Genomic DNA, 22,358 nt, shown 5'->3' with positions numbered 1-22,358 from the left:
CGTATATTTCTCCGTTTTCTGATCAAGTCCAGCGTATCTTAAAAGGGGTTTATCAGGATGATTGATGTGGTTTTTGACATCTATTATACTACTAATTATGGGCTCATACATAAAAAAAGCTATGAAACAACGTCTCATAGCTTTAGTCAATTAACAATAAACCCAAAATAACCTGCTGTAGGAGAAGGAGTCGAACCTCCACGGGGCAGTTAGGCAAAACACGAGCTCCATGTTTGCTTTGTCCTTAGCTCCCCACCCCCGAGACCGGAGGGCATGTCTGCCAGTTTCATCACCCTACATTGTCAACAAACATCTCCAACACTTTTTGTTGTTGTTTGATGTTTCAAAGGTAATGCGGGTTTATAAGTATTGCAAATTAATTAACAAAAATAATTAAAAAATATAGATATGGTAATTTTATATCCTTTTTGTTGATTAATCGATATTTCTGATCGATAATATTCCCGACTTTTGAAAATCTGCTAATTATGTCCCGGCAATGGGTATTTTTTCTAACTTGGCAGTTTAAATGCCCGCTTTTATGCACTTGCCGCCTGCAAAATTTCCGCTAATGGGAGATTATTTGGACTCGTCCAATGCCTTCGTAATCGATTTGAGCAAAGACAATTCGAGTCTTTCCGAATTGGATTATGTAGCCTGTGATCATTTTGAGCACTACCTACAGGGTTTGATGGAAAGAGAGGGACGGAATCTTGCTTGGGGAGGTTATTTGGAAAATCGGGTCATTTATACCAGAAGTGAGGTGTTTGCCTCCCAGCAAAATGAATACCGCAACATCCACTTGGGGGTAGATATCTGGACAAAGGCCGGTCGTCCGGTTTATTGTCCACTTGCGGGTTCGGTGCACAGTTTTCAGGATAATCAAGGTTTTGGGAATTACGGCCCTACCCTGATTTTGGAACACCAATTGCAGGATGAAAAGCTGTATAGTCTTTATGGGCATCTCTGCCGGGGGGACTTGGCCTCGATCCGTGTAGGCCAACGCTTTCGTCCGGGTGATTGTGTGGGACATCTGGGTATTCCGGCAGAAAACGGAAATTGGCCACCGCACCTTCATTTTCAGCTGATCAAGCGCTTGGATGGAAATTGGGGCGATTATCCGGGTGTATGTAGGGAAGAAGACCTTCCCTATTATCAGGAGAACTGTCCTAACCCCATTCCTTGGATCAGCCCTCAGGTTCTTTCCGGGTAGTGCCGGATGATTATAAAGTTGAATGACCATGAATAGACAAACCATACAGTCAGTTACTTCGCTTCGACGTGAATTGCACAGGTATCCGGAGTTATCCCATCAGGAGGCGGGTACTGCTGAACGGCTGGTGGAATTTTTCGCTACGCATCTACCGGATCGCATCATCCAAGGTCTAGGAGGTCATGGACTGGCCGTCGTTTTTGGCGGAAGGAACGACGGGCCAACTACACTCTTTAGGGCCGAATTGGATGCCTTGCCTATTTTTGAAACCGGTGAAAGACCTTATGCCAGTACTCAGCAGGGTCGCTCCCACAGTTGTGGCCATGATGGGCACATGGCGATCTTAGCCGGGCTGGGCACAGAACTGTCACAAGTTAGGCCTAGAAGGGGACGAGTGGTCCTGCTTTTTCAACCAGCAGAGGAAACGGGAGAAGGAGCCGATCGGGTACTGAAATCCCCGGGATTTAAGGAGCTAAGGCCGGATATGGCTTTTGCCCTGCATAATTTGCCTGGATATGCGCTGCACGAGATTGTGTTGAAGAAGGGAACCTTCACGGCCGCCTCTAAAGGAATGACTGTGCGGTTAAACGGAGAAACCAGCCATGCAGCACACCCCGAGGATGGCACTCCACCTACCGAGGCGCTGGCCAAGCTCATGGTCGGATTGGAACGCCTATCTGAGAGCATGGGAGATTTCTCGCTTGTTACCGTCGTTCACGTCAGTATGGGTGAGCGTTCCTTTGGAATAAGCCCGGGATCAGCTACGCTAATGGCGACTCTTCGCACGTTTGACAATGGTATAATGGATCGTTTGACGATCTACGCAGAGCGACTTGTTGCAGATATCGCCAAATCTTACAAGCTGGAAGCTTCATTTTCCTATTCAGAGTCCTTTGACGCGGTGGAAAATGACGCAAAGGCCTGGGAGCATGTCAACGAATCCGTAAAAAAGCTAAAATTGAAAACCAAGCATATTCGGTTGCCCTTTCGCTGGTCGGAGGATTTTGGGCGTTTTTCTGCATACTGTCCGACGTTTCTTTTTGGCATTGGTGCGGGGATTAAGCAGCCTCAACTACACGAGAGCTCCTACGATTTTCCTGACGAGCTTATCCCAACCGCTACCGGGTTGTTTTGGGAGGTCATTCAACGGATACATTCATAGATCAACACATGCTTCACACATCCTATATTGAAATCAGTAAATCTGCCTATCGGCAAAATTTGAAGTTTATACGCAGTCAGCTAGGTGATCAGGTAATGATATCTTCGGTGGTAAAAGGAAACGCTTACGGGCACGGCATTGAAAATATCGTCTACCTGGCAGAAAGTAACGGTATTCGGCACTTCAGCACCTTCAGCGCAGACGAGGCCAAGCGGGTGTATGAGGCGTCCCAAAGAAACAGTCAAATTATGATCATGGGAATGGTGTCTGACGACGTGCTTCCTTGGGTCATTGAAAAAGGAATTGGTTTCTATGTGTTTGAATTTGAACGGCTTTATCAGGCTGTACGCATAGCTCGAAAGCAGGGGAAGGAGGCACGGATTCATGTAGAGGTGGAGACCGGCTTTCACCGCACTGGTTTTGAGTGGCAGGAACGTGATGCTTTGTTGAGGGTGTTAAAAGAAAACGAGGCGTATTTAGACTTTAGGGGACTCTGTACCCACTATGCGGGCGCTGAGAGTGTTGCAAATTATGTACGGGTTAAGGATCAGATCAAAAAATATGCTGAATACAAAGCCTGGTTTCTTTCTCATGGGATTCGTTTTAAAACTTATCACACTGCTTGTTCGGCGGCTTCGCTCAGTTATCCAGAAACCATCATGGATATGGTTCGTATCGGGATTGCACAGTACGGTTTTTGGCCAAGTCAGGAGACCTATATGTTTAAGTTCAAGCACCTGGCGGATAATATGAAGAACCCGTTGAAGAGGCTCATAAGTTGGAAAAGTCAGATCATGAGTGTTAAAAAAGTGAAGATGGGGGATTTTATCGGGTATGGAAATAGCTACATGGCTTCCCGTGACATGATCATCGCCCTAGTACCTGTGGGGTATTGCCATGGATTTAGCCGAAACCTCAGCAACCTAGGTAAAGTGTTGATTCATGGGAAGATTTTGTCGGTTGTGGGAACGGTCACCATGAATGCCATCTCGGTGGACATCACCGACCTGGACAATCCGCAAAAAGGAGATGAGGTGGTGATCATCGGGCGTCAAAAGCGAAACGAGATCACCGTCGCTTCCTTTGGAGAGTCAACACAGCAGGTTAACTATGAGTTGCTAACCCGCCTTCCCCAGGATATTCCGAGGCGGTTTAGGTCATAGGGGGATGTCTTCCCTGATTTTTTTTCAAAGGAGGCACTTTAGAACGGTATTTGTTTGGTATGTAGTACATAGTTGAGTAGGAGGGCTTATGGCAAGCCCCGGCTCTTTTTTTAACCAAAACATCTTACTTACCATGAAACGCTTCCTTTCGATCATCACACTTACCTGTTTGAGTCTTATATTGATGCAATCTTGCGGGTCTGAGCCTATTGAGCTTTCGGACCACGATTGGCGGGTTACGCAATTGGCTGGGACGGGTGCCTCCAAAGCAAAGCTGGAAAGCCTGACGCTGGAATTTAAGGAAGATCAGGCAGTGGGTGGATTCACCGGTTGTGGGCAATTCCGGGGAGGAGCGGTCTACAATCAACAGCAGATAAAATTTTCTACCCTGTACACCGAAAATCGTTCCTGCGAGGACGCAGCGCTCGAACGGGTGTATTTAAAAAATCTGGAGAATAGTGCACAATACATGTATAACGCAAACAAGCTAATTATTCAGGATGAATCCGGCAATATCTTGGTAGAAATGGAAAAACTACAATAGCAGCTAGTGATTGCGTCCGCTATTGGAAAAAGCCACGCCCCGAGGACTTTTATATAGGTCCTCGGGGCGTGGCTGTATTTCTAGGCCAGATGTTTAACTATGTTTCGGAAGCTGCATGCTTCACCAAGCTTGTGATGAAGCTCGGATATCGGTAACCGCTCCTGTTCAGTGGTATCTCGGTGGCGGATCGTGACCGTATTGTCTTCGAGTGTTTGGTGATCCACGGCGATGCAGAATGGTGTTCCGATGAGGTCCTGTCGCGTATAGCGTTTGCCAATAGAAGCGGCATCTTCGTAGATGATATTGAAATCATATTTCAATTCTTCTACGATTTCCCGGGCCTTTTCAGGCAGTCCGTCCTTTTTGGTAAGCGGTAGAATGGCGGCTTTGACAGGTGCTAAGGCGGGATGAAACTTCAGATACGTCCGCTGCTTTCCTTCCACCTCTTCTTCCACATAGGCGTTGCAGAGCGTCATCAAAAACAGCCTATCGGCCCCTATGGATGTTTCAATCACATAGGGGATGTAATTTTGATTGATTTCCGGATCGAAGTATTGTTGTTTCTTCCTGGAGTATTCCTGATGACTTTTTAGATCAAAATCTGTCCGTGAATGGATGCCCTCCACTTCCTTATAGCCAAACGGAAACTCGTATTCAATATCCAATGCTGCATTGGCGTAGTGGGCGAGTTTTTCGTGGTCGTGTCGGCGTAGCTTCTCTACGGGTATGCCCAGTGCTTCGTGCCATTTCATACGGATGGATGCCCAAGCCTTGTACCATTCCAGTTCGGAACCGGGACGTACAAAGTACTGCATTTCCATCTGTTCAAATTCCCGCATGCGGAAGATAAACTGCCGAGCTACGATCTCATTGCGGAATGCTTTACCGATTTGGGCTATTCCAAAGGGGATCTTCATCCGGGCGGTTTTTTGCACGTTTAGGAAGTTTACAAATATCCCTTGTGCGGTTTCGGGGCGTAGGTAGATGGTACTGGACTCGTCTGCTACCGAACCTACCTGAGTAGAAAACATCAGGTTGAACTGCCGGATTTCCGTCCAGTTTGTGGTGCCGCTGATTGGGCAGCTGATTTCCTCATTGATGAGTAACTCCCGTAGCGCGGCGAAGTCCTCTGCTTCCATGAGTTTTCCCATGGCCGAAAGGAGTGATTTGGCTCTGTCAATATCTCCGGCGTTTTCGTACTGGGCGGCTTTTTCTTCTATCAACACGTCCGCACGGTAGCGCTTTTTGCTGTCTTTGTTGTCTACCATGGGGTCATTGAAGCTATCCACGTGGCCGGAGGCTTTCCAAGTAGTCGGATGCATGAAGATGGCGGCGTCTAGCCCTACGATATTTTCGTGCAGTCGGGTCATGGATTCCCACCATACCCTCTTGAGGTTGTTCTTCAGCTCTACGCCGTAGGGACCATAGTCGTACACGGCCTGCAAGCCATCGTAGATTTCAGATGAAGGGTAAACAAACCCATACTCCTTTGCATGGGCGATGATATCTTTCAACAAATTGTTTTCTTGCGACTGATCTTTTTTTGCCATAGCCGCAAAATTAGTCAAAAAGTGACATTGTACAAGGGTTTCGTTTTTTATGCAAGCCGTGGGTTTGATCCTGCAACCTAACGAGTAGGCCCCTTTTCAGCACTGGGGTGGGTAGCAGGATGAACCTGATCCTGGTGTAACAAAACCGTAGAGGTAGGATAGGCAATCCGGATATGGTCTTCCGGACCCAAGCGCTCCAAGATCGACTCTGTAATCGAATGGGTGAGCATCCTTCGCTTTTTTGGATTGCAAAGGTACCGCATGGAGAGCTGTATGCCCCGCTCGGTGATATTGGTGAATATCATTGGGGTAAATTGCTTATACACGATTAGGCACTCGTGTTTGGCCCGTTTGAATTCCTTTTCGGCGAGCATAAGCTCGTCTTTTAGATGTTCGTTCAAAATGTCCAGCAGGATCGTTTTGGCCTTTTTAAAATCACTTCTCAGCGTGATGTAGATGGATTGTTCATTCCATATGTAATTAAAACCTATGGAGTAGTTGGCTTGGGGATCGGTAAATACCTTTCCATTTGGGATGTGCATCACTCGTCCGGTACTTTGATCGGCATCCACCCAGTTGCCGATTTCCAGCAGGCTAAACTGAAAAAGCCGTAAATCGATCACGTCCCCTCTAATGCCTCCTATCTCGATCCGGTCTCCCACATCAAAGGGTTTACGAAGGTAGATAAATGCCCACCCGGCGATGTTTACAAAGATGTCCTTTAACGCAATAGCTATGCCCGCTGACAATAATCCCAAAAAAGTAGTGATGGATTGGAAGTTGCTGACCCAAAGGTTACCGATGATCAGCAGGCCAATGATGGAGGTGGTGTATTCCACCACTTTCCTCCAGTGGTACTGCTTCCGCATTTGATCGGAGTCGCCCCGGTATATGAATTTCACCGACAGCTTGTTGATAAGTAGCATAACAACGATCACCAAAACAGTCTGTATCAGACGGTTCAGGATTTCTTTGTCTATACTCAAAAGGTTTTCAAACATAATCGGCTAAAATTAATCATTAATCCAATTTCAAGCTAACATCCATCAGCTGTTTGCTGCTTTTGGCCTGCGGTTTCCTGTCCAAACCCCCAAAATTACAGCCGCAATACCCACAAAATGCCAAGGAAGCAGCGCTTCGCCATCCCAAACGCCCCATCCAATGGCCACCACAGGAATCAGGTAGGTAACGGTACTGGCAAATACGGGAGACACCAATTTCACCATGGTGTTGAAAATGATCAATGCGATGGCTGTGCCTATGATCCCAAGTGTGGCTATGTAAAGTGCGGGCTGCCAAGCACCCGGTACGTGAACCAACTTGAAGGAAAATTGCGTGTAGGCGAACAAATAGATTGATGCCAAGGGTAACACCATCATCAAGGATACCGCAGTGATGGCTAGTGGTTTGAGCTCAGCGAGTTTGTATTTTATGATGTTTACATTAAACCCGTAGCACAGGGTGGCGGCAAGCACAAAAAACGCATAGAAGTTGATCCCTGAAAATACATCCCAGCCTGTGTCTGCCCGGTACAGGACCAGTATAGCCACTCCGAGCAAGGCGAGTAGCAGGCCAAGTGCATTTCGTCGGGTAATGTACGATCCAAATAACCATGCACCGATCAAGACTACCATGAGCGGAGTGAGCGCATTCATTACGCCGGTGAGTGAACTGGGTAACTGCGTTTGGGCTTTTGCAAAAAGAAAGGAAGGGATAAAACTCCCCACTAGCCCGATGATGACCAAGTATTTTATCTGCCTACTATTCAATGTTTTGAGTGGTGGCATGGCGAGGGGAAGCAAGACGAGCCCCGCGGCGACGATCCGGAATGCCCCCACCTCCCCCGGAGAAAAAACCACGAGCGATTTTTTGATAAGGATGAAGGAACTACCCCATATCAGTGAAAGGAGAATCAAAAGCAGCCAACTTTTTAGGACATGTTTATTCGGGTCAGTTGGCGTCATAGAGAGGTTAGTGGTTTGATATGTCAATTCCCAATGGGATTTTTGCTTCGGTCGATGGTTGTTATGCGTGCCTGCCGGCCAATAAAAACCAGGAATGGATCCTTAGAATTCGTAATTGGCGTATGCCTCACCCACTTTGTCCAGCAGTTCCAAAATGTGCGGATAATCTTCAGAGGTCACTAGTTCCGTGCGGTAAGGCTTGAAATTGGGCATGCCCCGAAAATAATTGGTATAATGACGGCGCATTTCCAAAAGCCCTAATTTTTCCCCTTTCCATTCCACGCTAAAATCCAAATGTTTTTTGGTGATCCGGATGCGTTCATCCAGATCGGGTGCCGGTAGAAGTTCACCAGTGGCGAAGAAGTGTTTGATTTCATTGAATATCCAAGGATATCCAATGCTGGCTCTGCCGATCATGATGCCGTCCACGCCATACTTTTGGCGGTATTCCAATGCCTTTTGCGGGGAATCCACATCGCCATTCCCGAATACCGGAATGGTGATTCTGGGGTTGTTCTTTACCTCCGCCAAGTATTCCCAGCGTGCGGTGCCCTTGTACATTTGCTTGCGGGTACGAGCGTGTATACTGATCGCTTGGATCCCTACATCTTGAAGGCGCTCTACTACTTCCTGGATGCGTATGGTGTTGTCATCCCAGCCGAGGCGGGTTTTTACCGTGACGGGGATATCGACGGCTTTTACGATCTCTGCCGTCATCGAGACCATTTTGTCTATGTCCAGCAGGATCCCTGCACCGGCACCTTTGCAAGCGACCTTGTTTACCGGGCAACCATAGTTGATGTCTAAGATATCGGGTTTGGCTGCGGCAGCGATTGCGGCTGCTTCCCGCATAGAGGATATCTCATTGCCAAAAATCTGTATGCCGATAGGCCGTTCGTAGTCGAATATATCGAGTTTTTGCACGCTTTTGGCGGCGTCGCGGATCAGTCCTTCCGAACTGATAAACTCCGTAAACATCAGATCCGCTCCGTTTTCCTTGCAGACAGCACGAAAAGGAGGGTCACTGACATCTTCCATGGGGGCCAGCAAAAGCGGAAATTCCCCTAGTGCGATGTTGCCGATTTTTACCACTTTTCAATTTTTTTTGCAAAGTTCGGGCATTTTGACTTGAAATCAAGGTTTTACCAGAAACTAATTCTCCGCCGGTGGATTTAAATGACGGGTTATTGCCCTCTTTTCTTGCGGTGAAGCCTATTTGATGTAAATTTACTCCGAATATGGAGATCTATGAAAACCAACAAGGAAGGCCGGTAATCCATCCTTGGCTGTTGTCACTTGTTTTGCTGTTTCTGGTGGTGTTTGGCGCTTTGCTGGTGACGCAAGGAATTGCGGTAGCGCTGATACCCGTATTATTTGATATGCCATTCGAGGAAATCCTTTCTGTGGCCGCGGGAAATTCACAGCATGAAAATGCCCGCATGTCGCTGTTATTTATTCAGGCGCTTGGCGGTGGGGGAGGATTCCTGTTGGGCGGTTGGATATTTCTGAAGTTCATAGATAAGAAATCGCTCAACTTGCCCAAGCAGTTTGCGAACCTGCGGCCGGGAGGGCTCATTTTGTTAATTTCATTAATTGGGGGATTTATTTCGTTTAACTCGCTTTTCGTATACCTAAATGGTCACATGCAGTTTCCAGATGCAATGGCAGAGCTCGAGCGTATGCTTCGGGCCAAGGAGGATGAACTGATGCAACTGACGCTTTTTATTACTGATTTTGCAAATGTAAACGAGCTTTTGATGGGTATTTTTGTTATCGGCATCATGGCCGGAATCGGAGAAGAGTACCTTTTCAGAGGCATTTTGCAGGCGAAGATGCACGGATACACCGGAAATGTCCACCTGGGTATTTGGATTACGGCAGCGATTTTTTCTGCAATTCACCTGCAGTTTTATGGGTTCTTGCCCCGGTTGATGCTAGGTGCACTATTTGGTTATTTGTATGTGTTTTCTGGAAGTCTGGTTTACCCCATTTTGGCCCATATACTTAACAATACCTTTACGGTACTGATGGTCTATGCGGCTAAACTTGGTATGGTGGACTTTGACATGGAAGAGCCTACCGAACTCTACTGGCATTACGTATTGATCGGGCTAGCTGTTTTTGCAGTCAGTGCCAGGTATTTTATTCAGCTGCATCCCAAAAAGGAGATCGATGGCAAAATGGCATAAGGTATATGCAACCGATTCACCGGTTAGGGCGGAAATTGTCAAAGGTGTGTTGGCCGAAAAGGGTATAACCGCTGTCATCCTCAACAAAAAGGAGTCCGTGTATCATATCCACGGAAGTTACGAGATCATGGCCTCCGATGATCAGGTCTTGGAAGCAATAAACATAATAACCCATGAGATCACGTTTTAATATCAGCAATTACAGCAATTTGGCGCAACGGGTTATTACCGCAATCGTAGGGGCGGTGCTGATTATAGGTAGTTTGATCTACAGCGAATGGGCATATTTTGTTGTTTTTGGGATAATCTTAGGGTTTACGCAAATGGAGTTTTATAAGCTTTCCGGCCTAGATGGCATGTTGCCGTTAAAGAGTTTTGGAACGTTTATCGGACTCATGATTTTTACCCTAACGTTTCTAGAAGAGATGAAGGTGATACCTATTCGGTATTATTTTCTGGTTTTTCCATTGATATCCATGATATTTTTTATCAAGCTATACCGAAAGTCCGATAAGAAACCCTTTACCGGGATTGCATATACCATTTTGGGGATTTTTTATGTCGCGATTCCATTTTCACTGCTTACGGTTGCAGCGTTTTCGGTGGACAAAACCTTCCACTACGAAATCGTCATTGGTTCGTTGTTTATCTTATGGGCGAGCGACTCGGGGGCCTATTTTGCGGGGACTAAGTTTGGCAAAACCAAACTCTTCGAGCGGGTTTCGCCCAAAAAATCTTGGGAAGGAAGTTTGGGAGGCGCTGCTACGGCACTTACTGTCACCTACTTTATTTCTCAATACTTTACTGTGCTGCACGCATGGCAATGGTATTCCATAGCGGCCATTATTATCATTGCTGGCACTTACGGCGATTTGATTGAGTCACTTTTTAAGCGAAGCATTGACATCAAGGATTCTGGGCGCGGACTTCCGGGGCACGGAGGCTTTATGGATAGGTTTGACGGCTTGTTGCTTTCTACCCCATTTATAGTCGCATTTTTAAAAATTTTCTGACATGCTGTAAAAAAACCCATATTTTTGTAGCGAAACCAACGAACTCTACGATTTTGACATGACCATACATAAAGAAGGTAAGTCCCTGTTGTTTTGGATGATGATCATCCTTGCAGGTCTAAATTTCGGCCTGCATCAGCTTTTGGAGGAACAGGATACATTATTGAACGTGCTGCTTTTGACGAGCATTGTATTTTACCTGTTGGTACTACAGTTTTTCAGAAATCCGGCCATTCCCCTTCCAAATAGTCCGGATCTCGTTTTTGCCCCTGCCGATGGAAAAGTGGTGGTGATAGAACAGACACAGGAGGAGGAATATCTAAAGGATAGGAGAATACAGGTATCGATCTTTATGTCTCCCATTAATGTACACGTAAATAGGTCCCCTATCACCGGAATCGTCCGTTTTTTTAAGTACCATCCCGGAAAATACTTGGTAGCCTGGCATCCGAAGTCGAGTACCGAAAATGAGCGTACTTCTATGGTGATTGAGCATCCAAGCGGGATTCAATTGATGGTGCGGCAGATAGCAGGTGCTTTGGCGCGTCGTATTAAGTGGTATGTAAAAGAAGGCGATCCCTTGCCCCAAGGGTATGAATTTGGATTTATCAAGTTTGGCTCTCGGGTTGACGTGTTTTTGCCCTTGGACGCAGACGTACTCGTCACTCCCAATCAAATCACCCGGGGAGGGGTCACGCCTATAGCGAGGTTAAAGAATGTCTAGCTGACTTTACTTGAAAATCGCATGCGCTAGATCACCGAAAAAAATACCTTAAGGATCGGTCAAGGATACCCTTTGGCGTTTTTTTCTAAATTATCCAGATTAGCCCAATCCCATGTCAATGGCTTTTTTGATGAGCTCAGAGGTGTTGGAAACCTTTAGCTTGGAATGAATGTGTTTGCGGTGGGTTTCGATGGTGTGTATGCTGAGATTTAGCTTTTCAGCAACCTCCCGGTTACTCATTCCTGTGGCAAAATACCTTAAAATTTCAATTTCCCGGCGGGAGAGTTTGAACTTTAGCTTATAAGCATCCAATTCTTCATAGGGACTTTCTTCGGCTTGGTAAAGCACCCGCTGAAAGTCGGCGATGTGGCGGTCTTCCATTACCTCACGTATGGTATATACGAGCTCGTCAGGATCTGCATTTTTCAGGACATAGGCATCTACTCCCTGTTTGATGCATTGTTTGAAAATCTCCTCGTCGTCGTACATGGATAACACGACAATCTTAACCTTGTGCCTATTCTTTTTCACCTGTTGGATTAATGCAATTCCATCCATTCCAGGCATGTTCATATCCGTGATCAGTAGATCTACAGGCTGCTGTTCCAGTTCAGCGAGAACCTGTCTGCCGGAGTTATGAACGGCGACTACCTCAAAGTCGGGTTCTCGCTTAAGTATGTTTGCAATGCCGACAGCAAACATCTTATGGTCGTCTGCCATCACGATTTTGGTAGGCATGAAGGGCTTGGATTGCATAGGGTGGTTAAGTCAAATACAGGGTTTGGTTACAAAACGATGGACATGCTAATACGGGTACCCACGCCGGGCGAAGAATCCAAGTCCAATTTGCCCTCGATTGCTTCCATGCGGGACTGAAGGTTTCTTAAGCCTAGGCCACTGTAGGAAAGTTGCTTATCAAATCCCTTCCCATCATCCGTTACTTCCAGTAAAAGCCTGTCTGCATCCTGTGAAATATCGATTTCGATCGTGCTCGGTTCGGCGTGCTTGATGGCGTTGTTCAGACATTCTTGAACCAACCGTATTAGGATGAGTTTTTTATTGGCATCACCGATGACAATCCGGGATTCTGGTCGGGTTAGTTTGGTTTTGCAAAACCCACTCCGCTCGATTTTTTCTAATTCTTCCAGCAAAAAATCTCCAAAGTCGACGTCCTTGATGTAGTCTCTGTTTATGGATTTGGACAGACTGCGCACCTCTTTGATGATGGAGTTGATCAGCTGCCTCCCCTCTGACACAGCAGAGGGATCGGGGTTGCTGAGTACCAGTTTGGTTAGGGAGAGCATTTGGCCTATGTTGTCGTGTAACTCTTGACTGACGTAGTGAAGGGTATCTTCCCGGATCTCTTTTTCGGCATTTAGGAGCGTGTTTTGGTATTCGGCTTTGAGAAGCTCTATTTTGTGTTGGTTCCTTAATTGACGCTGACGGTGGATTAAGACCATCGAAACGACGAATGTAGCCATCAAAAACAGTCCTACGATGCCCGCGACCAGCATTATGAATAATTCAAATGAGATATCATCAGTGGCCATGGAAGAGTGTTGCAGATCTGTTGGATGATGGAAGTAATTACCTGCAAGATAAGGTCCAGGGATTAAATTCTAGTGCCTTACACTCGAAAAAATAAGTTTTGGCCTAGATGTTATATAAGTGGTTGGCCAAAAGCCCTAGGTAATTTTTATCTGGCTTTTAGGTCCTACGACTTTTGGAATCCAAAACGAAAAGCCGAGTGTTAAGTATAATAAACCGGCTAGAATTTGATTTAAGATTGTTAACAAATCTCCTAAAAAACGATGCTGTTCGAAAATCAAAAATTGGATTTTAGTGACCGAAAGCGAAAAGAGGAATGCCGCAGAAAAAAAGGCCAATAATAAAGCGATGTTCCAAAAATGGGGGACTGAGTAAAGTGGCTGATCTATAAAGCGGTTATACCGGATGATTTCCCAAAAATAAAGGCAGCAAAATAGACAGATTCCAATGGCAGCTACGAAAAAGGAATAGGATTGATAGGAAGTCAAAAAGGACTGCCACAAGAAGTGGTTGAGTAGGACAAAAAGTAAAAAGACTATTGGAAAAACAATCGTGTATCTTTTAAGCAAGATAGAGGTACTGATCTGTCGGAAATAGACAAACAAAATCAATGTTTCCAGACATACCATACAAATATTGTATAGGATCAGGGTAGACTTCTTCTGACTGAAAAGATGATAAGCATAGAATTCAAAGCATACTACGAATAGGAGTAGACCAATAATCGTCCATTGTACGCTTTCCTTTTCATGAAAATATCTGATTTTATACCCTATTGCGGCCAAAAGCCCAATCAGTAGAGATAGGTTATAGGGCTTGAGCAGAATATCGATCATTTCAAATTAACCGCAATTTGGGGGGCAAAACCAGCCGCCATTAATTACCTGGGTTTCCTCTTGGGGGTCGTTGTTTTCGTCCGAAGCTGCCAAAATGACCGTAAGCCTTCCTCCCATCTGTTTCCTGAGTTCGGTGTCTTCAATTTCTGGCAGGGTTTCCTCGTCGTACTGCCCGAAGTAGATCTTAAGGCCTCCCTTTTTCGAGTCCGTCATTGCCAGCAATTTTTCAATCGTTGCCCGGTCAAACCAAACCGATCGGGTTTGCTTTATTGCTTCGTCGCCATGTATGTCTTTTTCGGCAGTTTCTATAAACTCCTCGTAATTCGCCCTTAATCTATTGAATTTTTTAAATTCCATTGCCTCTGAATTTACGTAGCTGTGTTGTCTTTCAAAAATAGGCAAAGTATTCGGATTATTTTTACCGAATGATTATTATTCAACCTATTGAGGCGTGCAAATGTGAAATGGGCATAGCATTAGTTGCCGTTTACCAACTCGGTTTTCTCCTCTGCATCCCGCTTGTCTTCCTCGTCAAAGAAACGCTTTTGAAAAATTAATATAATGGCGACTCCCACAAAGATGGAGGCATCCGCGATATTAAAAATGGGCCACAACGCGGTGTAGCTGCCACCAAGCAACGGTACCCATTCAGGGATAAAACCTTCCCAGATGTCGATATAAAACATGTCAATTACCTGCCCATGAAACCAAGGGGTTGGGGCATCGTAAGGGGCGTTGCCAAACCAAATGCCATAAAAAACACTATCTATCAGATTACCAATAGCCCCGCCTAATATCATGGCGATGCAAGCAATGTAACCGGGGTGGGACTTCTTTTGAATAAGTAAGTACAGGTAATACCCTATTCCAAACATCGCGATAAGTCTAAAACTGGTAAGTATCAGTTTTCCATATTCCGAACCAAGCTGCATGCCAAACGCCATCCCCGGGTTGGTGGTGTAATGCAGCTTAAACCAATCTCCCAACACCTTGATCTGACCCGCCGTACCGAAATCCATTTGGTAGTGCACCAACAATTTTACTGCTTGGTCCACAGCGATTACTACCAGCGTAATGGCAAAATACTTAAAATAGTGCATGTGTTATTTTTGTTTCGAATGGTTCACGGTGATTACCTTTCGCAGTTGTCTTTCAACGCTGCGTCTTTTTGGCTTGCGACCGAAAGTACCGGTGTGTAATAACTTCATTTAGATTTTCTCAATAATTAGCGTTAATTCAAAATCATCGAGCTCTAATCTAATTCCATCTGTCAGCTTGTCGACGAAAACAAGCTCGATGGCCTGTGTTTCCGTTTGTATATACGAGGAAAACAACTGAATGGCCGTGTCTACTTCGTTATTTAATCGTTGTAACTGGATTCGGATTTTGTCTTGGACTTCCAGCCCGAGGTCTTTGCGGAGGTTTTGGACTCGGTTTACCAATTCCCGGGCAATGCCTTCCTGCTTGAGTTCTTCGGTCACCGTCACATCCAAGGCGACGGTAAGTCCACGCTCCGTTGCCACTGACCAGCCTGGAATATCTTCGGAACTGATCAAGACCTCTTCAAGTAGCACAAGTACTTCCTCTTCTCCCAAATGGACGGGATGATTACCATTCCGTTCGATAGCGGCGATTTCTTCCTTGCCCCAGCCCTGAATGGCCTGAGAGACTTGTTTCAGCTTCGGTCCGTACTTCTTTCCCAACAAGGCAAAATTGGGCTTGACACTTTTCACCAAAATACCCGAAGTGTCGTCAATATACGAAACCTCTTTGACGTTTACTTCCGATCGGATCAGTTCTTCCACATGTTGGATCTGTGTTTTTCGCTGCTCGCTTAACACCGGGATCAGGATCTTTTGAAGGGGTTGCCTAACCTTCAGCCGGTCTTTCTTGCGGAGTGAGTGCACCAGAGAGGAGATGTCCTGTGCCAATTCCATGCTGATTTCCAGGTCGGCATTGATCCAAGCGGGCACAGGTTTGGGCCAATCGGTCAAATGTACCGAGAGAGCCGATTGTTGCCCGATAGCGTTGGTGAGGTTTTGGTACAGCCAGTCTGCATAAAAAGGCGCAATGGGTGACATGACTTGGGAAATGGATAGCAAGCATTCGTACAGGGTTTCGTATGCTGCTTTCTTGTCAGGGTTCATGTCTCCTCTCCAAAACCGCTTTCGGGCGAGTCGAACGTACCAGTTGGATAATTGGTCCACGGTAAAATTCATGATAGCCCGGGAAGCGGGCGTGGCGTCGTAGTCATCCAATGCCCGTTCCACTTCAATCAATAGGGATTGTAGTTTGGAGATAATCCACCTGTCCAATTCAGCCCGCTCCCCGACGGGGGTTACGTTAGCTGGATCATAGACAAAGGCATCCAAGTTGGCGTATAGCGCAAAAAAGTTGTAGGAATTTTGCAGGGTGCCGAAAAAGCGCCGCTGTACCTCGACCACCCCATCGGTGTTGAATTTTAGATTATCCCACGGGTTGGCGTTGCTTAACATGTACCAGCGGAGGGCGTCCGGGCCATATTCCTTCAATGTTTTAAAGGGGTCCACGGCATTTCCAAGGCGTTTGGACATTTTGTTTCCGTTCTTGTCCAAGACCAGCCCATTGGCGATCACATTCTTGAAGGACACGCTGTCAAACAGCATCACCGCCAAGGTATGCAGGGTGAAGAACCATCCTCTGGTCTGATCTACTCCCTCAGCAATAAAATCAGCGGGGTAATTCGCATCAAATACCGATTTGTTTTCGAAGGGATAGTGCCATTGCGCATAGGGCATGGCGCCAGAATCAAACCACACATCAATGAGGTCGGGTTCCCGGTACATTTTTTTTCCGCTGGGTGAAACTAGGATCACCTCATCCACATATGGACGGTGTAGGTCTATTTCCCGGCCTTCGTAAGGGGATTTTTCGAGATAACCCTTGGCAATGGCTTCTTGGATACCCTCTTCCAATTCGGCGATCGATCCAACGCACCGAGACTCGCTTCCATCTTCCGTACGCCAGATCGGCAGTGGAGTACCCCAAAACCGCGAGCGGCTGAGGTTCCAGTCCACCAGGTTTTCGAGCCAGTTGCCAAAACGGCCTGTTCCGGTAGCTTCCGGTTTCCAATGGATGGTTTTGTTGTGGGCTACCAGCTTATCTTTATAGGCGGTGGTCTTAATAAACCAACTTTCCAACGGGTAATACAAGATCGGCATGTCGGTCCGCCAACAGTGCGGGTAGCTGTGTTCGTATTTTTCTACCTTAAAAGCTTTGTTTTCGTTTTTGAGGATGATGGAGATGATCACGTCCGTACTTTTGTAGTCGGGGTGAGTTTCATCGTCCTGTGGGTAGTTTTTGACATAAAATTCGTCCGATGCCAGGTTTTTGTGGGCGGTGATGTCGTGTTCGGCCATTTTTTCCGCGAGGTAGTTACCCACTACGGGAAGGAACCTTCCCTGTTTGTCCACGACGGGGACCTCATTGCCCTGCTCGTCCTTTACGAATATGCCTGGTATTCCTTGCTGCACGAGGGTCCGGAAATCGTCCGCACCGAATGCTTTGGCCAGGTGCACGATGCCGGTGCCATCTTCTGTGGTGACGTAGTCACCGGCCACCACGGTAAAGGCGGGGTAGGGCTGCAATAGCGCTGGAATGGGGAACAATGGCTCATACGCTAACCCAAGCAGGTCTCTTCCCTTTAAGGTCTCTATGATCTGAAAGGGAATCAGCTTATCTCCTGGCTGGTATTCATTTAGGTTCAGGTCTTTGGCCTTGGGGTTGAAATAGGCGTGTAACCGATCCTTTGCCAATAGGACGGTCTGCGCCTCGAACGTGTATGGGTTGAAGGTCTTTACCTTTACATATTCAAGGCTTTCTCCTACCGCTAATGCAGAGTTGGAAGGCAAAGTCCAGGGCGTGGTAGTCCATGCCAATATGTACGTATCTTCTTCGTTGGCGAGTTTGAACTGCGCCGTGATTGAGGTGTCTTTTACGTCGCGGTAGCACCCGGGTTGGTTGAGTTCGTGTGAACTGAGGCCCGTCCCTGCTGCGGGAGAGTAGGGCTGAATGGTATATCCCTTATACAGCAGGTCTTTGTCGTACAACTGCTTCAGCAGGTACCAAAGGCTCTCGATATAAGGTGCCTCAAAGGTGATGTATGGATCGTCCAAATCCACCCAATAGCCGATTTGTTCGGTCAGGTCATCCCATTCGTGCTTAAAGCGCATGACCGTTTCCCGGCATTTCCGGTTATATTCTTCCACGGAAATGCTTTTGCCTATGTCTTCTTTGGTAATCCCGAGCTCCTTTTCCACCTGCAGCTCTACGGGAAGGCCATGGGTATCCCATCCACCTTTGCGTTTGACTTGATACCCTTTCAGGGTTTTGTAGCGGCAGAACACATCTTTAATGGTGCGGGCCATGACATGGTGGATGCCGGGAGTGCCGTTTGCCGATGGGGGGCCTTCATAAAACGTGAAGGTCTCTGCGCCCTGCCTGTTTTCCACAGACTGTTCGAAGACGTGATTTTCCTTCCAAAATGCCAAAATTTGTTCACCGATTTCAGGGTATTGTACCTGTTTAAACTCCCGATATTTTTTCACCTTGATGTGGTATTATTTGCCTATATAGGTTATAGATGCCTTGCGTGTTGAATCCGTTTTTGGACACTCGCGAAGGTAAGTCCTTCAAAAGAAGCCGTAAAGTTAATAAAAACTGGTTGATGTGAATGCTCCGAGAGCAAAAACTGCTTTTCCGGGGATTTTGGGTGGAAAGCGACACGCAGAAGTAGCCGCTCGGAAATCCGAAGCCGCTGAACGTTTTCAGGGAAAAGGGATTGGATCGGACGGTGTCGATTTTTTATTACAAAAGGAGGGGTAGAGACATCCAAAAGTGGGTTACATTATTTTTTTGTTAATTACTTTTCAGAATTGTTTTTTTGTCGGAGATTAATTTTTATAATGCAACGTCGTAACGGTCTAACGATCTCTATAACCAACTTTCTATCGTAGTTCGCCACAATTGTTTACCGGTTCGGTAACCTTACAGGTGGTTTATTTTGACCATGATCCGGAATATAATCCTAGGATTAACTTTATGTAAACTTACTATATATAACCAAATAAATGTTGATTGCCTATGGAATAAACCTTGTTATACTATGTGATTAGAAAGTCTATCCACATGAAAGTAAACATTTAACAAATCCCAAAATGAAACTAAATTTACCAATGCAAATCACAAGGAGTTACCACTCTTTGTGTATGGCTGGCATTTTGTGTACGTTTTCCGGAACACTCTATGCAGCTGAAAATTCAAACGTGGATCGATCCGTTATCCACGCGCCGCTTGTGGCTGAAGCAAGCTTGGCCGGAGTCTCGATGCTAGATGCCGAATTTGACATTACCGTGACTGGACGGGTGGTCGACCAAAATGACGAGCCCATACCAGGGGCTACCGTTGCCGTGCCGGGTACTTCCATCGGCACAGCCACCGACTTGGATGGTCGGTACTCTATTACCGTTCCAGAGGGTTCTTCTCTGGTTTTTTCCTTTATCGGATTTGAAAGTACGACCATCGAAGTGGGCAATCAGTCCACCATCGATGTGACGCTTTCGGAAAGTGCCCAAGCCCTTGACGAGGTAATCGTAATTGGGTATGGAACGCAGCAGAAAAAGGATCTTACCGGAGCCATTGTGAACGTAAAGGCGGAGGAAGTGATGAAGTACAAGCCTACCAGTGTTTCCGAGATCCTGCGTACTACTGTACCAGGATTATCAGTGGGCTACGCCACCAACGCCCGAAACGTACCGGAGTTTGAAGTACGGGGCGATGCATCCATAAAAGCAGATGCCGATGACGAAAGAGCGGCCAACCGCCCCCTCATTGTCGTCGATGGCGTGATTTTCAGAGGGGATTTGGCGGAGATCAACCCCAATACTATCGAAAGTGTGGACGTCCTGAAAGACGCGAGTGCGGCAGCAGTATTCGGATCACAAGCGACCAATGGGGTGGTGATATTTACCACCAAAAAAGGTTCCTTTGGTAAGCCCCAGATAAATTTCAGTAATCGTGTGGGACTTGTTACGGGCGCGCGCAGGCAGCGGACCTACAGAGGTGGCGAGGAAGTATTGAATTGGCTCACCGACATGAACGAGTCCATCACAAACACCATCACGGAGCCTTGGACTAGGTTTAGGGATTACTACAGCATCGACCCGCAATATCAGTCCCAATGGTTGGAAGCCAATGGCATTCCCGGGGCAACAGACCCAAATGTAATAAATACAGCTCGGGTCAATAATTTTAACTTCTGGGATAACGAATTGGAAAATTTCCAAAATGGGATCGTACATGATTGGCAGGATTACCTATTTCATACGGGTGTTCGACAAGATTACGACGTCAGTGTGTCAGGCCGTACGGAGCGGGTTTCGTATTACTATTCCTTGGGGTACAGCGACCGGGAATCGGTGGTCATTGACGATCGATTCAAGGCAATCACTTCACGGCTTAACCTGGATGTAAACCTAGCGGAATTTTTTAGCATAGGTGCCAATGCAAATTTCATGTATCAAGATGAAGGACCAATGCCGATCCCAAACGGTGGCTATCGGTCTTTTTCACCTTATGATCAACCTTGGAGAAATGGTATGCCCCGTACACGGGAAAATTTGACCGATCAGCCGGCTGGATCGAACCTGACGAACCCTTACCAAGCACCTGCTTGGAATACACGAAGCCATACCCGGTTTATGATCAATCCGACGCTTTATGCGAATATTACGCTCCCATATGGCTTTAGTCTAAGGACAGACTATACGCCTCGCTTTGACGTGAGAAAGCGTTTTGACCTAAACGAGCGGGGTAATCCCCAACGAGCCGTGGATGCAGCCGAAAGAAGGTATAACGATTCCTTCTCCTGGCAGTCCAATACCATTTTGAACTGGGATGGGGAATTTGGAAACCACCGGTTAAACTTCACGGGTCTATACAATACGGAAAGAAACCAAAGTTGGGAGACCAGGGCATTTAACAATACCTTTTCGCCGACTGCAAGTTTAGGTTTTCATGCCATGCAGCTAGGACTAAACCCCACGATGAGTACGTACGATGAGACAAACTCCCGGACCGGGCTAATGGGACGTATCAACTATGCATTCGATAACCGGTTCAATATTACCGCTTCTATCCGCAGGGATGGTTTTTCCCGGTTCGGAATAGATAACATTTACGGAAATTTTCCCTCCGTTTCTGCCGCATGGACGCTTACCAACGAGGGTTTCATGCCAAAAGGAAAGTCACTAAGCTACCTAAAGGTTCGGGCAAGTTATGGAGTAAACGGTAATAGTAGCGGACTGGAAGATTACAATGCCTACGCAAGGCTTTCCAATGGTGTCTATTTGAATTACGATGGAGGCTACGTTGCAACCCCTTACACAGAGATTACCCGAATCGCCAATCCGTTGTTGTCATGGGAGCGAACCGGAGCATTTAACTTTGGGATTGACTATGGATTCTTTAGTGATCGGGTGACGGGATCTCTTGACGTTTACCAGTCCCAAACCCGCGATTTGCTGTTGGATCAGAAGTTACCAGACCTGACCGGGTTCGGTTCTGTGAAGACCAACATCGGTAACCTGCAAAATAGTGGCTTTGACTTGGGGATTAAGTCCATCAACGTGTCCCGAAAGAATTTCTATTGGACATCTACCTTTAACGTGACTTACCGGGTCAATAAGATTGTAACCTTAGGAAACGATCCAATTGCCATGACCGACGGTGAAGGAAATACTGAGATGAGAGAACCGGATGACCTACAGAATGGATGGTTTATTGGGGAAAACAAGGACATCATCTGGGATTGGGAATTGGACGGTGTGTATCAGTTGGGTGAAGAAGCCGAGGCTTCCCAGTATGGCCTTTTTCCAGGGGATTTCCGCGTAGTGGATCAGAATGGCGACGGAGTCATCGACATAGATGACCGGGTATTTCTTGGTTTGAGCAATAACCCTTGGTATATGACCTTCCGAAACGATTTTGAATGGAAGGGGTTTGATTTTGGGTTGGTTTTCCTAGCTAAACTTGGATATTACGGAGGATCTCAGGAGCCATTTAATAACAATCAGGAATACATCAAGAACCACAACTGGTATAAAATCCCCTATTGGACGCCCCTGAATGGGCTGAATGACTTTGCTCGTATCAATTCCATCAACCTGACTGGAAGCCAAAAGTGGATCAACCGTTCCTACTTGCGTCTACAGAATGTATCTGTAGGTTATAGTATTCCAGATTATCTGGCGGAAAAAATCAAATCATCGCGCATCCGCCTTGCATTAAATATCGAAAATGCCGCAGTATTCACCGGTTGGATTCCAGAACTTGGTGATCCCGAGTCTGCACGGGAAATGCCGAGAACCTTTTCGTTTAGTTTGGACGTCACTTTCTAACGTACCCATGGCGATTT

The 22,358-nt window shown here is 46.4% G+C and carries 19 protein-coding genes; 10 read left to right on the top strand and 9 right to left on the bottom strand.

The genetic code is table 11. The annotated features are described in order from the left end of the window. Positions 1–571 precede the first annotated feature (571 nt). The 4 genes from IAQ59_RS13355 to IAQ59_RS13340 all read left to right on the top strand — a co-directional run bounded on the left by IAQ59_RS13355 (position 572) and on the right by IAQ59_RS13340 (position 4,082). Positions 572–1,213 carry a peptidoglycan DD-metalloendopeptidase family protein gene (locus tag IAQ59_RS13355; RefSeq protein WP_245189591.1) on the top strand — a complete coding sequence of 214 codons (642 nt, stop codon included), beginning with the start codon at positions 572–574 and terminating at the stop codon, positions 1,211–1,213. A 28-nt stretch (positions 1,214–1,241) separates the two neighbouring features. Then, positions 1,242–2,375 carry an amidohydrolase gene (locus tag IAQ59_RS13350; RefSeq protein ID WP_209331326.1) on the top strand — a complete coding sequence of 378 codons (1,134 nt, stop codon included), beginning with the start codon at positions 1,242–1,244 and terminating at the stop codon, positions 2,373–2,375. Between the two features lie 8 nt (positions 2,376–2,383). Next, positions 2,384–3,538, top strand: a complete 1,155-nt coding sequence (gene alr, locus IAQ59_RS13345) for an alanine racemase (RefSeq protein ID WP_209331325.1) — start codon at positions 2,384–2,386, stop codon at positions 3,536–3,538. Between the two features lie 133 nt (positions 3,539–3,671). Then, on the top strand, positions 3,672–4,082 hold the full coding sequence (locus IAQ59_RS13340; protein ID WP_209331324.1) for an META domain-containing protein: 411 nt from the start codon (positions 3,672–3,674) through the stop codon (positions 4,080–4,082). A gap of 80 nt (positions 4,083–4,162) precedes the next feature. Here the strand turns inward: IAQ59_RS13340 and IAQ59_RS13335 are convergent, their stop codons facing one another. From IAQ59_RS13335 to dusB, 4 genes are all read right to left on the bottom strand, one after another. Then, positions 4,163–5,632 (bottom strand): glycine--tRNA ligase, encoded by a 1,470-nt coding sequence (locus IAQ59_RS13335; protein ID WP_209331323.1) that lies wholly within the window; start codon positions 5,630–5,632, stop codon positions 4,163–4,165. A gap of 77 nt (positions 5,633–5,709) precedes the next feature. Next, positions 5,710–6,633 carry a mechanosensitive ion channel family protein gene (locus IAQ59_RS13330; protein ID WP_209331322.1) on the bottom strand — a complete coding sequence of 308 codons (924 nt, stop codon included), beginning with the start codon at positions 6,631–6,633 and terminating at the stop codon, positions 5,710–5,712. 45 nt (positions 6,634–6,678) lie between these two features. Beyond that, on the bottom strand, positions 6,679–7,596 hold the full coding sequence (locus IAQ59_RS13325) for a DMT family transporter (RefSeq protein ID WP_209331321.1): 918 nt from the start codon (positions 7,594–7,596) through the stop codon (positions 6,679–6,681). 102 nt (positions 7,597–7,698) lie between these two features. After that, positions 7,699–8,688 carry a tRNA dihydrouridine synthase DusB gene (dusB, locus tag IAQ59_RS13320; RefSeq protein WP_209331320.1) on the bottom strand — a complete coding sequence of 330 codons (990 nt, stop codon included), beginning with the start codon at positions 8,686–8,688 and terminating at the stop codon, positions 7,699–7,701. Between the two features lie 146 nt (positions 8,689–8,834). Here dusB and IAQ59_RS13315 point away from each other — a divergent pair, with 146 nt between their 5' ends. The 4 genes from IAQ59_RS13315 to IAQ59_RS13300 are packed head-to-tail and all read left to right on the top strand — an operon-like array spanning position 8,835 to position 11,522. Then, positions 8,835–9,785 carry a CPBP family intramembrane glutamic endopeptidase gene (locus IAQ59_RS13315; protein WP_209331319.1) on the top strand — a complete coding sequence of 317 codons (951 nt, stop codon included), beginning with the start codon at positions 8,835–8,837 and terminating at the stop codon, positions 9,783–9,785. Continuing rightward, positions 9,769–9,975 carry a putative signal transducing protein gene (locus IAQ59_RS13310; protein WP_209331318.1) on the top strand — a complete coding sequence of 69 codons (207 nt, stop codon included), beginning with the start codon at positions 9,769–9,771 and terminating at the stop codon, positions 9,973–9,975. Before IAQ59_RS13315 ends, IAQ59_RS13310 begins: the two co-directional genes overlap by 17 nt. Beyond that, positions 9,959–10,798, top strand: coding sequence for a phosphatidate cytidylyltransferase (locus tag IAQ59_RS13305; protein WP_209331317.1), 840 nt, complete (start codon positions 9,959–9,961; stop codon positions 10,796–10,798). Before IAQ59_RS13310 ends, IAQ59_RS13305 begins: the two co-directional genes overlap by 17 nt. A 58-nt stretch (positions 10,799–10,856) precedes the next feature. Next, complete coding sequence (locus IAQ59_RS13300) at positions 10,857–11,522, top strand: phosphatidylserine decarboxylase family protein (protein WP_209331316.1); 666 nt, start codon at positions 10,857–10,859, stop codon at positions 11,520–11,522. Positions 11,523–11,621: 99 nt separating this feature from the next. Here the strand turns inward: IAQ59_RS13300 and IAQ59_RS13295 are convergent, their stop codons facing one another. The 5 genes from IAQ59_RS13295 to ileS form a co-directional block, all read right to left on the bottom strand. Next, on the bottom strand, positions 11,622–12,260 hold the full coding sequence (locus IAQ59_RS13295; protein WP_209331315.1) for a response regulator transcription factor: 639 nt from the start codon (positions 12,258–12,260) through the stop codon (positions 11,622–11,624). A 47-nt stretch (positions 12,261–12,307) separates the two neighbouring features. Then, complete coding sequence (locus tag IAQ59_RS13290) at positions 12,308–13,072, bottom strand: sensor histidine kinase (protein WP_245189590.1); 765 nt, start codon at positions 13,070–13,072, stop codon at positions 12,308–12,310. 840 nt (positions 13,073–13,912) lie between these two features. Continuing rightward, on the bottom strand, positions 13,913–14,263 hold the full coding sequence (locus IAQ59_RS13285; protein ID WP_209331314.1) for a hypothetical protein: 351 nt from the start codon (positions 14,261–14,263) through the stop codon (positions 13,913–13,915). A gap of 119 nt (positions 14,264–14,382) precedes the next feature. Further along, positions 14,383–15,006, bottom strand: a complete 624-nt coding sequence (locus tag IAQ59_RS13280) for a lipoprotein signal peptidase (protein WP_209331313.1) — start codon at positions 15,004–15,006, stop codon at positions 14,383–14,385. A gap of 108 nt (positions 15,007–15,114) precedes the next feature. Next, complete coding sequence (gene ileS, locus IAQ59_RS13275) at positions 15,115–18,492, bottom strand: isoleucine--tRNA ligase (protein WP_209331312.1); 3,378 nt, start codon at positions 18,490–18,492, stop codon at positions 15,115–15,117. A gap of 121 nt (positions 18,493–18,613) precedes the next feature. On the opposite strand from ileS, the gene IAQ59_RS13270 reads away from it, so the two are divergent. Both IAQ59_RS13270 and IAQ59_RS13265 read left to right on the top strand, forming a co-directional pair. Further along, positions 18,614–18,769: a hypothetical protein gene (locus IAQ59_RS13270; RefSeq protein ID WP_209331311.1), complete on the top strand. Its 156-nt coding sequence runs from the start codon at positions 18,614–18,616 to the stop codon at positions 18,767–18,769. 350 nt (positions 18,770–19,119) lie between these two features. Then, positions 19,120–22,341 carry a SusC/RagA family TonB-linked outer membrane protein gene (locus IAQ59_RS13265; RefSeq protein WP_209331310.1) on the top strand — a complete coding sequence of 1,074 codons (3,222 nt, stop codon included), beginning with the start codon at positions 19,120–19,122 and terminating at the stop codon, positions 22,339–22,341. The last annotated feature ends 17 nt before the right edge of the window (positions 22,342–22,358 follow it).

Source organism: Lunatimonas salinarum, assembly GCF_017811155.1.
Classification (GTDB): domain Bacteria; phylum Bacteroidota; class Bacteroidia; order Cytophagales; family Cyclobacteriaceae; genus Lunatimonas; species Lunatimonas salinarum.
The sequence above is the reverse complement of the archived record's forward strand: the minus strand, read 5'-3'. Positions and strand labels throughout refer to the sequence as shown.